Origin of the sequence: Labrys sp. (in: a-proteobacteria) (assembly GCF_047605565.1) — a bacterium.
GTDB classification, from domain to species: domain Bacteria; phylum Pseudomonadota; class Alphaproteobacteria; order Rhizobiales; family Labraceae; genus Labrys; species Labrys neptuniae.
In genome coordinates, this window is sequence record NZ_JASGFM010000032.1 from 1 (window position 1) to 14,739 (window position 14,739).

The 14,739-nt window shown below is 62.9% G+C and carries 7 protein-coding genes; 6 read left to right on the forward strand and 1 reads right to left on the reverse strand.

All coding sequences use genetic code 11. The annotated features are described in order from the left end of the window. Positions 1-29 precede the first annotated feature (29 nt). The 6 genes from QM672_RS23530 (at position 30) to QM672_RS23555 (ending at position 11,055) form a co-directional block, all read left to right on the forward strand. A complete protein-coding gene (locus QM672_RS23530) occupies positions 30-620 on the forward strand; it encodes a helix-turn-helix domain-containing protein (RefSeq protein WP_415085502.1) in 591 nt (196 codons plus the stop codon). A 371-nt stretch (positions 621-991) separates the two neighbouring features. Further along, positions 992-1,492 (forward strand): hypothetical protein, encoded by a 501-nt coding sequence (locus QM672_RS23535; protein WP_415085504.1) that lies wholly within the window; start codon positions 992-994, stop codon positions 1,490-1,492. Between the two features lie 547 nt (positions 1,493-2,039). Further along, positions 2,040-5,915 carry a glycosyltransferase gene (locus tag QM672_RS23540; RefSeq protein ID WP_415085506.1) on the forward strand — a complete coding sequence of 1,292 codons (3,876 nt, stop codon included), beginning with the start codon at positions 2,040-2,042 and terminating at the stop codon, positions 5,913-5,915. Between the two features lie 140 nt (positions 5,916-6,055). After that, positions 6,056-9,031 carry a glycosyltransferase gene (locus QM672_RS23545; protein WP_415085591.1) on the forward strand — a complete coding sequence of 992 codons (2,976 nt, stop codon included), beginning with the start codon at positions 6,056-6,058 and terminating at the stop codon, positions 9,029-9,031. 106 nt (positions 9,032-9,137) lie between these two features. After that, on the forward strand, positions 9,138-9,791 hold the full coding sequence (locus tag QM672_RS23550; RefSeq protein WP_415085508.1) for an ABC transporter ATP-binding protein: 654 nt from the start codon (positions 9,138-9,140) through the stop codon (positions 9,789-9,791). A 7-nt stretch (positions 9,792-9,798) separates the two neighbouring features. After that, on the forward strand, positions 9,799-11,055 hold the full coding sequence (locus tag QM672_RS23555; protein ID WP_311933012.1) for a lipopolysaccharide biosynthesis protein: 1,257 nt from the start codon (positions 9,799-9,801) through the stop codon (positions 11,053-11,055). Positions 11,056-11,075: 20 nt separating this feature from the next. On the opposite strand, the gene QM672_RS23560 is transcribed toward QM672_RS23555, so the two are convergent. Further along, positions 11,076-14,690, reverse strand: a complete 3,615-nt coding sequence (locus QM672_RS23560) for a glycosyltransferase (RefSeq protein WP_415085510.1) — start codon at positions 14,688-14,690, stop codon at positions 11,076-11,078. Between the last annotated feature and the right edge of the window lie 49 nt (positions 14,691-14,739).

The following is a 14,739-nucleotide window of genomic DNA, read 5'->3' on the forward strand; positions in this document are numbered from 1 at the left end:
CAGCCAGCCCTTGAACAGGGCTGGCTGACATGCTTTTCAGGGGCATGCGCTACGCCACGATCCTGCAGCCTGGCCAGATTTGGATGTCTTCCGGTCGCGAGGATTCCCAGCGAATCGTCGTCGATGTCTTCAAGGGCAAGGTGCTCTATCGCCTGGCGTCGCAATCGGCCGATGATGCGCCGCAGGAGGCCTCCCGCAGTGCGTTCCGGCGCTGGATTGCCGAGAACGGCGCTGAATTGACCGATCAGGATGCCGAGGCGGGACAGAAGGTTTCACCCAGCGCCGAACTTGGAAAACGGATCCGGGCATTGCGGCAGGCCGCCGGCATGACCCAGCAGCAGCTTGCCGATGCGGTCGAGGTTTCGCGTGCGGCGGTCGCCTTCTGGGAAACCGGGCGAGAGGGCAGCGTCAACAAGCATCTGACGGCTTTGTGCCAGGCGTTGGGTGTCGGGGAAGACACTTTGCTGAACGGGCTCGCCGAAGAGCGTATCGAGATCACCCTGTCGCCCGACGAGGCCGATCTCATCGCACTCTATCGCATGCTCAGCCCGAGCCGGAAACTGAGCGCGCAGAAATGGCTGGAACGCCAGACGAATCAGCGCGAATCCGATGATGGATGAGGCGCCCGCGCCTGGGTGAGATGCAAGCTCCTCGTCTCGTTCCCGGTGCAGGACTCCTCGTTTTTTTCAACGGTTTCCCAGCCGAAAACCTGCCGGCCTCGGCGGAGAATGCTGCAGCCTTGCCATGACGACCGGTCAGAGCGTCCCCGGGCATCGCATTGCCATTCCAGAAATGGGCTGGATTAGCCAAAAGTAGAATTATATAAAATCAAAATAGGTATTAACGCCGCCGCGTCGCCGCCTGCGAGCGACGGGTTGGCTCCTAACCTCGGAAGGGATTGCCTGGTGTCGGTCAGTTTTGCGAAGCCGTTGCATTCGCACCGGCCCTCAGGCCTGTCTCCTGTCCCTTCCGGGCCATGAAGGGTAGGGACATGTTGGATTCCTTGCCTCCGGCCGAAACGGCGGATCCCAGGATGGTGGGGGATCCTGCCCTGCGCCTCTGGTTCGATCAACGCGAATGTCGGCCGGTCTCGATCGAAGGCGCCATTCATACCTTTGTCGTGCCGCCGGACTTCAGGCAGGCGCGCCTCGTCTCGCGATCCGGCCAGGTCGAAGCTGTGGAGGACGATGACCGTGTGCTCGGCGTGGCTGTCGGGCGCATCTGCCTGCGCGGCGAGCATGGCCTTCGCGAGGTCGCGCTCGACCATCCCAGGCTGGAACACGGATTTTATGCCTGCGAACGCGAGGGGCAGGTCATGTGGCGCTGGTCGAACGGGGACGCCCGGTTGCCCGCCGACCTGCTGGATTATGACGGCTCCGCCCCGGTCCTGATCGAGATCCACCTTCACACAAAACTGTCGGCCTACCGGGTCGATCCGAGCGAGGGCGGCAGTGCAGCCGATGGTTCGGCCGGCCGAAACGCGGTGGCGTAGCGGGAGCGTTCGTGGCTGGCAAAAGTTTTCGAAAGACAAGGTGGAATCGCCGCAATGATGCATTCATTGCTGTATTCATGACGGACGGTGTTTCTCCTCTGCAGTTTTTATCGCGCGATCCGGCTCGTGAAATTGCGTGATATTTGCTGCCGAACCGATAAAGATCACCAGCCGGAAGAGGACAACGGGCAAGAGCTGAATCGCCTGCAGTCTTTTTCCGCCCCTGCGATTTCCCGTGGCACTATATCCACAAACCACATGTCGTGCTGGACCAAGATGTAATTGTCATGGCGACGGCGATCGTCAACAGATAGTAATGTGTTCGACGTATCGATGTAGGTCTTGATCAGGAGCTTGAAGCCCAAGGATGATTGTTTTGCCATTTGGCTAAGCCTCCCCGTTTGATGGGGTGTCTCTACCGCCCGAGACGCGGATGCAGGACCGGTACTGACCGGCCGCCGCGATCGGAACCAAAAGCGTGTTTGAATACCGGTGTAGTATGGGCAAGAGCTCTCGTTTCTGGACAAAATTGGCACCGATCAAGAAGATGCCTTCTTTCGCGTCGTCGGGGTATCAGGCCAATCCGGACCTCAATCTACCGAGTGATTTCGACTGGCAGGTCTACGTCAGCGCCCACACCGATCTGCAATCCTTCTCGCAGGCCAGGGCCGAAAAGCACTATGCCAGCCATGGGGCGGCGGAAGGTCGTCTCTATAGCGAGAAGGGTATCGGCCACTACATTGCCGAGCTCGAGGCCGAGCATGGCAAATTGCCGGAGCTGTTCGACTGGAAGGAATATATCGAGCGCTATTCCGACCTCTCCTCCCTCGGTTCGTCCTATGCGGCCGCCAGGCACTTCCTGCTGCATGGCCGCAAGGAAGGGCGCGTTCCCTACCAGTTCGATGCCGATCTCTACCGTGCCCTCTATTTCAAGGGCATCCAGATACCGAACGACGCCCTGCTGGAGCATTATCAATCCATCGGCAAACCGGCCGGCGCGGTCGCGACGCTGGACCAGCTCGCGCAGAGCGAGGGGCTGCAGGACGGGTATTGGCTGCGCTTCCTCAATCTTGAGGAGTTCAACCTTCTCAACTCGCGCTGGGTCGGGGAGGCCGCCAACAAGCAGGAGGCCCTGCAGGCGATGATCCGCGAAGGATTCGAGCGCCTGGCGCCGATCTCCTTCGTGCACGCCTTCGATCCGGTCTATTTTGCCGATGCCAATCCGGCGCAGGCCGGCAAGACGTCGGCCGAACTCTATCAATATTGGCTGTTTACTGGTCTGAAAGCCAAGGTGCCCGGCAATGCCGCCGAACATCTCAAGCTGCACGGCCTTGCCTTGCTCGAATATCCGGCCGGGTTCGACTGGCGGGCCTATGGCAGCCGGCCTGGCGTAACGCCCAAGCATCGCTGGGACCTGCTCTATCATCTCACCGTCAACGACGCGATCCCGGCGCATGAGATTCCGCTCGGCCCGAGCGGCGGCCAGGACTTCCTGCTGGCCCTGGCAGGCGCCTTGAAGGCGCGCAATCCCGACCGTGCGGCCAGCCTCTATGCCTTCCTCGACCGCAAGGGCCCGCTTGGGCCGGTGGAACGGGAGCGCTGGGCCGATTGCCTGGCCGCGCGGGAAAAGTGGGAGGAGGCGCTACCCCTCTATCGCCAGGCCATCGACGCCGGCTCGATCCAGGTCCAGACCGCCGTCAAGGCGATCGAGGCTGCCTTGAAGCTGCGCGAGCCCGAGCAGGCCGTGGAGGTGCTTCTCCAGACCCGGACGGCTTCCGGCGGCGACATCCGTTGGCGCGAGGCGCTGCGCCAGACCATCGATGCCGCGTTCCGGGAAGCCTGGATGGCGGCCGAGGAACTCTATGCCAAGGAGCGCCGCCAGGAAGCGGACGATGTCATGACCAAGGTGGTCGCCGACATCGCAAGCTGGTGGAACACCTTCGATCCGCCCGGCCCGCCGCTGCCGGCAACGCCCGATCAGCGCGTGGTGATGCTGGCCAATGTCGATTTGCGGCAATGCACGCAATATCGCGTGACCCAGAAGATCGAGATCGCCAAGGTGGCCGGCCTCAAGCTGGAAGTCTACACCCAGGCGGAGGTGGATGACTTCATCACGGCCATGCCGGGGGCCAGCGCCGCCATCTTCTATCGCCTGCCGGCCCTGCCGTCGAACATCCGGGCGATCTCGATCTGCCGGGCGCTCGGCATCCCCAGCTATTACGACATCGATGACCTGATCTTCGACGGCACCCATTATCCCGAGCCGATCGAGACCTATGGCGCCTCGGTCAGCAAGAGCTTCTATCATTCGCTGCAGATGGGGGTGCCCCTGTTCCGGGCGGCGCTTGCGATGTGCGACTATGGCATCGCCTCCACGACCCTGCTCGCCGGCTACATGGAAAAGCTGGTGCGCACCGGCCGCTGCTTCGTCCTGCCCAACGGCATCGACAGCCATGACGCCGACCATTTCCAGCAGCGCATTCCGCGCGTGCGGCGCAACGATGACGTCGTGCTGTTCTACGGCTCGGGCACCAAGGCGCATAACAGCGACTTCCTCGATCTCGTCGGCGGGCCGTTGCTGAACCTGATGGAGCGCCACCCGAATGTGCGCCTGATGGTGGTGGGCTATCTGTCGCTTGACGAGCGTTTCGATGCGGTGCGCGAGCGTATCACCCAGCTCGAATGGACCAAGGACGTGCAGTCCTATTGGTCCTTGCTGGCCGAAGCCGACGTCAACATGGCCGTGCTCGTGCCGGCGCCGACCACCAACGGCAAGAGCGAGATCAAGTGGCTGGAGGCCGCCGCCTTCAACGTGCCTTCGGTGGTCAGCGCCACCCATCGCTATGAGGAAGTGCTCGAAGACGGTGTCGACGCCTTTCTCGCGCGTACGCCCGAGGAGTGGGAAACCGCGCTCGAGACCCTGATCCGCTCGCCCGAGCGCCGTCAGGCCATGGCCGAGGCGGCGCGCGCCAAGGCCGTGAGCTTCCACAGCCTCGAGCGCAATGCCGAACGGTTCAAGGAGCTGCTGGCACCCGCCTTCAATCGCAGCGACACCCGGCTGCAGCTTTCCCGGCGCAAGAAGCGCATCCTGTTCTTCAACATCTTCTTTCCACCGCAGACCATCGGTGGCTCGACCCGCGTCATCAGGGACAATATCGACAGCTTCATCGGCTCGAACTTTGCCACCGAATGTGATTTTGCGGTGATGACGTCGGACAATGACAACCGCAAGCCCTACCAGCTGCGGGTCGAGAACTATAAGGGCATCCCGGTCTTCCGGGCCAATTCCCCGATCGAGGACATCCAGGAGTGGCGGCCCTTCAACGAGCGCTATGGCCAGCTCTTCGCCCGCGTGCTGGAATTCTGGCGGCCCGATCTGGTGCATATCCATTCCCCACAGCGGGGGAGTGCCTCGCTGATGACCGCCTGCATCCGGGCAGGCGTGCCCTATATCAACACCGTCCATGACGGCTGGTGGGTCTCCGATTACAACTTCCTGACCGATATCACCGGCGCGCCGGTCGAGCCGGAGGAGGCGCTGCCCTCCAGGCCTCCCTTCGGCAAATCGATCGGGCGTTCGCTCGAACGCCGCCGTCGCCTGCGCATCCTGCTCGAACGCTCCGCCGCCATCCTGGGGGTCTCGGATGCGTTCACCCAGATCATGCATCGCGCCGGCTACCCCGCAGCGCGTTCGGTGCCCAATGGCGTGCCGGCGATGGAACGCATCAGGAAGACCCGCTCCCCCAATGGCAAGGTACGCCTGGTCCAGGTCAGTGGCGAAACCCACCACAAGGGCTTCCACCTCGTGCAGGCCGCCTTCAAGCAGGGGCGCTTTGCCAATCTCGAACTGACGATCGTCGATCATCAGCGCTTTGGCGGGCCGGTCCTGGAAACGCGTTGGGGCGAGACGCTGGTCCGCTTCGTCGGCAAGACCAAGCAGGAAGACATGCACACGCTCTACGCGCAGCAGGACGTCCTGCTGGTGCCCTCGGTCTGGCCCGAGAGCTTCGGCCTGGTCTCGCGCGAAGCCACGTCCGCCGGCCTGTGGGTGATCGCCTCCGACCGCGGGGCGATCGGAGAAGGCATCGAGCATGACGTCAATGGCTGGGTGCTCGACGTCGCCACGATCGAACCTTTGTTGAGTACGCTCGAAGAGATCAACGCTTCCCCCGAGCGCTATCTCGCTTCGCCGCCGGCCCTGGCCGTCAAGCCCCGCACCGCCGCGGACCAGGCGCGCGACCTGATCGCGATCTACCGCGACATTCTCAAGCGCGCGCCCGAACAGCAGCCCTGGCCCTATTTCATGACCGGCGACTTCGTGGAAGACGAGGATGCAAGCCCGGAGGATCGCGACTGGCTGAAGGGCAAGCGCAAGACCTTCTTTGCCGATTTCGGCAGCACCAAGGGAAGTGGCACCAGATGAAGCTTGATCTTTGCGCCCGATGACGTCGCTCGAAGCCACAAAGACAAGCAGAAACAAAGAGTTGTAGAAGAAGCTCGTTTTTCCGAGAGGCGTTGCTCAGGCGCTGCCGGATATTGGGGGAGTGGAAGGCGTTGGAAGGGGTGGTTCTGGACACGCTCACGGGTTCGGCTGGCGGAGGCGGGCCGTTATGGGGTCGGTTCGACCCGGACTGGTATCGGCGAACCTATCCCATTGCCGCCGAAGAGGCGGATCCCCTGGAGTTCTATCTCACCCAGGGCATGAAGCTCGGGCACTCGCCCAATCGTTATTTCGACGAGGCTTTCTACGTTTCCGAGCATGAGCAGGTGGCCCAGGCGATCGCCGAGGGGCGGATCACCTGCGGTTTCGAGCATTATTGCCAGAGCGGGCGCAACGAGCGCTCCGCACACTGGCTGTTCGAACCGGGGTTCTATCGCCAGCTCTACGCGGATTTGACCGATGCCGCCCTGATCAAGGGGGGCTTTGCCAATCTCTACGACCACTATCTGAAAAGGGGTGCCCAGGAAGGGCGGCAGGCCCATCTGCTGTTCTCGCCGCAAATCTATCGCCGGCACATGGCCGACATTGTCGGCCAGCCGGTCCCGACCGCCACGGGCGCGTTTCAGCATTATTTGGCCTGGATCGACGAGGGCAGGGGGGATGTCCCCACCTCGCCCTATTTCGATGCCGCCTGGTATTGTCTGCACTATCCCGAGGTCGAGCAGGCCGTTGCGGAGCAGCAGTTCAAAGGCGCTCTGCATCACTATCTGTCGAACCCGGATCCATCGTCTTTCGATCCGCTCGAATATTTCCGCGAGCGTTTCTATATCGAACGCTATAGCGACATCGAGAAGGTCATCGGCCGGGGCAAGTGGTTCCGCAATGCCTATCTGCATTTCCTGCGCTATGGCCAACATGAGCTGCGCAACCCGACCAACTATATCAATCTGCAATATTACTGGGCCCGCCGCTCCAGCGTGGTGGTCAATGCAGAACTGGCCAAGGTGGCCGATCCCTTCGCCCATCTCCTCACCGTCGGTCTCCTGAAGGGGCTGCCCTTCGCGCCGACCGGCGCCCCGATCGACGTGCCGGAGAAGCAGGCCCGCGCCCTGTTTCTCAGCCATGCCGAGAACATGGCTCCCCAGCATGCGCGCCGGCCGATCGACTTCACCGTCGAAGGCCGCGCCGATGTCTGCGTCATCGTGGTGGTGCACAACCACCTGGCCATGACCTTGATGACCCTGGCGTCACTACGGGACAACTACGCCGGCGGGATCCAGCTCATCCTGGTCGACTCGGGTTCGACGGACGAGGTCAAGCAGATCCAGCGCTATGTCAGGGGCATGGTCCATCTGCGCTTCGAGACCAATATCGGCTTCATTCATGCCTGCAACAGCGCGCTTCTGCATGCGAATGCCCCCGCCATCCTGTTCCTGAACAATGATGTGAGGCTTTCCACCGGGGCGATCGCCGCCGCCATGGCGCGGCTGGAGGCCGATCCGCAGATCGGCGTGGTCGGCGCGAAGGTGATCCGCACCAATGAAAAGCTGCAGGAGGCCGGCTGCATCATCTGGCGGGACGGCAAGACCAACGGCTATATGCGGGACTGGGCGCCGCTCAGCCCGGAAGCGAATTTCGTCCGCGACGTCGATTTCGTCTCCGGGGTCTTCCTGATGGCGCGCGCCGATCTGATTGCACAGATCGGCGGCTTCGATCCGCAATTCGCCCCGGCCTACTACGAAGACGCCGACCTCTGCCTGCAGGTGTGGAAGGAAGGCTACCGCGTCGTCTACGATCCCAATGTGGTGGTCTACCATTACGAATATGGCAGCTCGCGTGACTCGGGCGCCGCTTTCGGGCTGATGCACAAGAACCAGAAGGCTTTCCATGCCAAACATTTGCAGGCATTGAAGCATCGTTTTCCGAACACGCCGGAAGCCCTGCTGGAGGCGCGTTTTGCCGGCAAGACCCAGCCGAAGATCCTCTATGTCGAGGACTATATTCCGCTGCGCGGCCTGGGAGCCGGTGCGGTCCGGAGCAACGACCTCATCCGCGTGATGGCGGGGATGGGCTATCAGGTGACGGTCTTTCCGGTCCACGGGACTGCAGCGCCGATTGCCGAAATCTATGCGGATTTTCCTGATAACGTCGAGATCATTCACGATCTCAATCATCATGACTTCAATAAATTCATTAATGATCGAAAGAATTATTTTGATTGTATCTGGATTTGCCGCGCTCACAATCTGAATTTTCTTTATAGATACCTTGAAGATCTCAATCTCAACCCGAACAAGACGAGCGTCGTCCTTGATACGGAAGCGGTCTTCTCGCTGCGGGAGGAGCTGCAGGCGAAGCGTGAAAACAGGCCCTTCGATCTCGGCGAGGCCATGGCGCGGGAATTCGAGCACGGCCATTTCTGCCAGGAGATCGTCACCGTCAGTCCGTCTGAAGCCGCCGTGCTGCACAAATTCGGCTTCCCCCATGCCAGGGTGGTGGGGACCTACCGGCCCGTCACCCCGACCCCTCGCAGCTTCCAGGATCGGGCCGGCCTCCTCTTCGTCGGCAGCCTCTATGCCGAGAACACGCCCAACTACGATTCATTGAACTGGTTCATCGAGGAAATCCTGCCGCTCGTCGAGGCGGAGCTCGGCTGGGAAACCCGGCTCAACCTGGTCGGGCATGTCGCCCCCGGCCTGGCCCTCGACCGTTTCCTGTCGCATAGCCGGGTCACCTGGCACGGGCCCGTGGCCGATCTCGCTCCGATCTACGATAGCTGTCGCATTGCCATCGCGCCGACGCGCTTTGCTGCCGGGACGCCCTACAAGGTCTATGAAGCGGCCTCGTTCGGTGTGCCCGCCGTGATCACCGACCTGCTTCTCGGGCAGCTTGGCTGGAGCAACGAGCGGGAAGTGCTGTCCGTATCAGTCGATGACACGGAGGGGTTCGCCGCTGCGATCGTCCGGCTCTACCGTTCCGAAGAGTTGTGGCATCGTCTCCGGCAAGGCTGCTGCGACAGGCTCCAATCAGAGCACAACGAGGACAGGTATAGGGAAGCCCTGTCGCAGGTCCTGCCTGCCCTCCATCGGTCGCAGTGATGCCGATGCCCGGCCATTTGAATAGTGAATTGGGCGTGAAGCTGATATGGTGTCACCGTCCGCGAGGGACGGGGCGTCAATCCTGGATGGCAGTTCTTCGGTCGACATGATTCAACTCAGCAATGTGACGAAGTACTACAAGGTCGAGAAACATCGAAAGATGATCCTCGACCGTGTCTCGATGATCTTCGATACATCCTATGCCTACGGCCTCATGGGCGTGAACGGGGCGGGGAAATCCACTCTGCTGCGGCTGATTGCGGGGACGGAGATGCCCAATGGCGGCAAGATCCGCCGCTCCGTCCGCATATCCTGGCCGATCGGATTTGGAGGCGGCTTTCATCCCGCCATGTCGGGCCGCGAGAACGTGCATTTCGTCGCCAGGGCCTATGGCGCCGACATTGCCAGGGCAGCCCGCTTCGTGGAGGATTTCTCCGAACTCGGCGACTATCTCGACGTGCCCATCAAGACCTATTCTTCCGGCATGGCGGCCCGACTTGCCTTCGCCCTGTCGATGGCGATCGAGTTCGACGTCTATCTCATCGACGAGATCATCGCCGTCGGCGATGCCAAGTTCCAGCTGCGCTGCCGCCAGGCCTTCGACGAGCGGCGCAAGAATGCCGGCCTCATCGTAGTCTCTCATTCGATGGGGACGATCTCGACCTTTTGCGACCGAGGCGGCGTCCTGGCGGATGGCCGGCTGACCATGTACCCGAACGTGCCCGACGCCATTGCCATGTACAACCGTTTGAACCGCTGACGGATCGATGAACGATATCCAGACTGAAATCGACGATCGGCAAAGCAGGTCGATCGAACGCGTGCGGTCCGTCTCGAAGGCGCTGTCCGATGCCTCGCGTCGTGCCCGTTTCTCCAGCCGGTCGAAACAGGCCTTCTATGGGGCACAGGGCCTGCGCCGGCGGGCGCGCGAGCGCATTATCCGCCTGGTTCTGCTCGTTCTCGTCGTGGTTCTGCCCAATATCGCGTCGATAGCCTATTTCGGCTTCATCGCTTCCGACCAGTATGAATCGATCGCCAAATTCACGGTCTCCAGCGGTGCCCTGCCCAAGATGGACGATCTCGGCTCGGCTACCGGCCTGCCGCCGATCGCGATCGTGCAGGATACGATGATCGTGGTGTCCTATGCCGAAAGCCAGGCCCTGGTGGCCAAGCTGCAGGACTCCATCGATCTGCGTAAATATTACAGCTCGGACAAGATCGACCGTTTCTCCCGCTTCAATGCGGCGTTGCCGATCGAGAAATTCACGAATTATTGGACACGGCGCTCCTCGGCTGCGGTGTCCATGCCGTCCGGTATCGTCACGCTCCGCGTGCGGGCGTTCAGCGCCGCGGATGCGAAGACGATCGCGACCGCAGTGATCCAGCAATGCGAGGCAATGATCAACCAGCTCAACGAGCGCATGTTCAAGGACACCGTCTCGGCGTCGGAACGGGATCTGCAGCTGGCCGGGGAGGCTCTCAAGACCACGCGCGTCGCCTATGAGAAGGCCCGTAACGCGGAAGGGATCTTCGACATCAAGGAAGAGAGCAAGAATCTGGGCACGCTCCTGACCCAGCTCGAGGGCCAGTTGCTGACGATGCAGTCGGAATATGCGACCCGCTCGGCCTATGTTGCCGCCGATGCGCCCCAGATGCGCTTGGCGGCCCAGCGGATCGCCTCGCTCAAGGAGCAGGTGAAGGGCGTGCAGAACCGCATCACCACGATGCAGCAGCAGGGCGACAAGGGCGCCCTGTCCCAGAAGCTCAGCCTCTTCGCCAATCTCGATCTCGAGCAGAAGATCGCGGAAAAACGCTATGCCCAGGCCTCGATCAGCCTGAACATGGCGCGCATCTACAGCGAACGTAAAATGCTCTATCTGCATACCGTGGAAATGCCGGCCGAGGCCGAGGAACCGCGTTATCCGCGCCGCTGGCTCAGTATCGGCGTGGTCCTGCTGGGCTCGATCCTGGCTTGGTTCATCTGTATCGGCCTGGTCGGGGTCATTCGTCGCCGGCTGGCTTGAGACGTGCCATTGCGCTGCGTTCAGCGCAGCGCAATGGCACGATAGAGATCCGCCAGTTCGCGGCCCTGGTCTGCAGCCCTGCGCAGGAGGCCTTGTGCTGGAGGGGATCCGGCCCGCCATGCCTCGGGATTGGCGTTCATCGCCCCCAGGATCTCGGTGAGCGCCGCATCGCTGGAGACATCGATGACCACGCCTTGCTCGGGCAGGCGGATGCATTCGCCGATCGCTCCCCTGTCGGAGGCCACCACGCGCAGGCCCAGCGAGGCCGCTTCGCGGGCGACCAGGCCGAAGCTCTCCGGCCAGACCGAAGGCGCCAGCACCGTGTCGAGCTCGGCATAGAGCGCCGCCACCTTTGACGGAGGGCAGGGGCCGCGCAGGAGAACCGGCGTGGCGCCCCAACAGGTGGGCAGGCGTTCATCCGGTGCGAGGGTGTGATCGATCATGGTCAGGGCCAGGCGCTCGAAACGGCCTTTGCGGAGAGCGGCCTCGACAAGGGTCGCGCCTTTCTGGATCGAGCGGCCACCCAGATGCCCAAGGGCGAGACGGCCGTCCGTTCTGCGGCGGCGCGGATGGAGCTCCAGCGCGGGCACGCCATTTTCCAGCGCCTCCGCTGTGACGATGCCGGCATCGCGATGGAGGGCGGCAAAGGACTGCGACACGGCGAGCACTGCCGCGGCCTTACCCAGGAGCGCGGCCAGTGCCTGGCGACGCGCGACCGACTGCGGCAGGCTGACCCCCTCGACGGCGCAGGTGTCGAACGGGTTCTCACCCGGCAGCCGCAGGATACCATCGCGATCGATGAAGAACTGGGAATCGCTGAGCCACCAGCCGTCATGGAGCGTGATGAGATAGGGGATCCCGGCCTGCTCCGCGGCTTCGACGATGGAAGCGCTGAGGCGCTGGATGCAATGGAAATGCACGATGTCCGGCTGGACGAGATCGAGCACTCGACGGAATTGCCTGCCGTGGTTCGGGTTGAAGGGCTGCCAGTCCCGCAGAGGGGCCGGTGGGACGGAAACCCGGAAGACCGGACGGCCTCTGTAGCTGTCACAGCTCAGGCTCTCATAGGGCAGGCGTCCCTCGTCGCTGGCGAAGATACTGACCTCGATATCCGGGCAATGATCGATGAGGTGATCGACATTGTCCTCCACCACGCGGGTAGCGCCGCCATGGCTTTGCGGTGCGAAGAAGACATTGCAGACCAGTACCTTGAGAGGCGATGATGACGACGGGGAGGTGCTTTCGCGTCCTGCGGGGGCGAAGGTCTCGGCCAGAATGGCGGCGCCCCTGTCGAGGGCGTAGCGCTGCCGGGCTTTCTCGCGGGCCCGGTTCCCGATGTCCAGCCGTAGTTCGGGGGAGTCGATCAGAGCCTTCAGGCAATCGCGCCATTCCTGCCCGTTTTCGGCCAGAAAGCCGTCGACGCCGTGCGACAGCACCTCGCGATAGGTGGCGGTGGCACTGACCACGGATGGCATGGCGCAGGCGGCGGCCTCCAGCCATTTGATTTCGCTCTTGCAGTCGGCGCTCCCTCCAGGCGAAAGCACGGCGAGATTGATGTCGCAGGCCTGCAGCACACTCCAATATTCGTCGATATCCTCGACGAAGCCGACCCGGGTGATCCGGTCGGCATGAACAGCGAATTCCGGCCCGAGCCGCAGATGACCGGCGACGACCAGGCGCAACTGCGGATAGTCGCGCAGGAGGTCGAGAAGAATGGGAGCAAGCTCCCGGGTGAAATCGAGATTATGCGCCTTGGTGCCTGATCCGTAGAACAAGGTCACCGGCTTGTCGGACGGCTGCAATTGGCGCCTGCGGGCGAGGAAGGCGTCGTTGCGCGCGTCGAGCCCGTTGGGCAGCACCAGCGACCTACCCAGGCGAACCAGCGGCTGCATGTGCCGGGCGAGCGCGGAGGTGGAGGCGATCGCCGTGTCGCACAGCCTCATGGCGAAGCGATGGAGCGGTACCCCGAGCTGGAGCTGAAGGTGCTCGTGCGGCGTGATCTGTCCCTCATAGGTCGACAGGTCCGGTGGGAAATAGCGGCCGTCGAACAGGAGATCATCGATTTCGTAATAGGTCGGCAAGCCGAGGGCGCGGGCATGCAGAATGGCTCGTTGCACGGCAGGCGTTGCGGTCACCCGATAGAACAGTGCGGCCTTGGCGCCGGCAAGAGCGGCAATGAACGCCTCGGCCTGTGTCTCGTCAAAGGCCTCGGCCTGCAAGCCGGCCTGTTCGAACTGGCGCAGTTTCTGCTCCACCCGATAGTGCCGGCATTGGCGCAGCTGCTGGTTGGCCAGAATGATGACGGTGCCCCCGGCTGGGAGCGGCAGTGCGGGCGGCAGGCGGTCGAGCGCGACGAGTGCCGCCTCAATGCCGGCGAGGGCGGCCTCGATCACGCTGTCGGCTTCCTTGCGCCTCCCGAGGGCGTAGAGCTCGAGCGCGCCGGCCTTGGCATGATCGAACCAGGCCTGAAGGGTGCGATGGACGCAGGCGAGGAAGTCGGCACGCTCGTTCCAGCGTTCCTGTTGTTCGCGCAGGACGTGCAGGGCCTGCTCGAAGGCGTTTTCGCCGATCAACAAGGCGATCGCTGCCTGCACGGCATCCCAGGGATGGTCGTCTCGCGCGATTGCCAGGCGGAAATCGGACAGGGCTTCGCCGGCGGATCGAGCCTGTCGGGCCTTGCCGCGCCGACAGAGCAGCGAGCCGTCGAACCCGGCCGCATCGCGTGCCTCGGCCTGGTCATAGGCTCGGGCCGCCAGGGCGAGACGGCCACGCCTGAGCTGAAAGTCTCCGATTGCCGCCAGGAGATCGAAACCGGCGATGTCGCCGACGTCTCCATTTGTCTCGAAGCCTCGTTCGAACAGGTGCGCCAAGGCCCCGGCACGATTGGCTATCCCGGCGCTTTCAGCCGGCGGCAGCCCCGCCCGATAGGCCTGCCAGGCGAAATCCGCGGGATAGCAGCGCCCCCCGAGATAGGGCTCCAGGAATGCGGTTTCGTTGGGCGCGCGGCCGGCCGAAACGCCTTCGGTGAGCCAGGTCCGGTAGAGCTCAGCCGCATCGGTTGCCTCGGCCCGGCCGTAGGTCTGGCGATAGAACTGCGGGTCGAAGCCGTGCTTGAAGCTGATCGGAGCGAGGCGCTCGATGCCACTCTCCACGAAGATGCGCAGCGCCTCGGCGCGCGACAGGGCGCTCGAGGGCAGCCAATCCAGGGCCATCGCCGTGAATTCGGGCGTGCGGAACAGAGCTGGCCAGGCGCCGGGAACGGCGTTCGTTCCGCCGGTCGGCATGTCGAGGAGGAAGGGGCGGCCTTCCTGCCTGCCATGCTCGAGAAAATGGCGGATGAACTGGTGGTCGTGCACGTAAGCGAGGGCAAGGTCCTCATTGAGGAGGCGATAGGCCGTGACGTCGAAGGCGGGTGGTAGCGGACCAAAGCGCCGCTCCCACTCCGCGATTGCCTCGCCGAGATTGCGTGGACGCCCTTCGCGTCGGCCATGCTCGACATAATGGGCCCACAGGCGCTCGGCACTGGGCAGGCCCTGCAGATCGGGATGATGGGCGGCGTAGAAGACAGGGTCGAAATCGGCTGCGATCGCCGGGCGTTCACGAAACGATTTCAGCAGGGACCTGAGCCGTTTCACCGACCGTGGCCTCCCACCCGCATGGCCGAACCGGAGTGCTGGTCGCCGC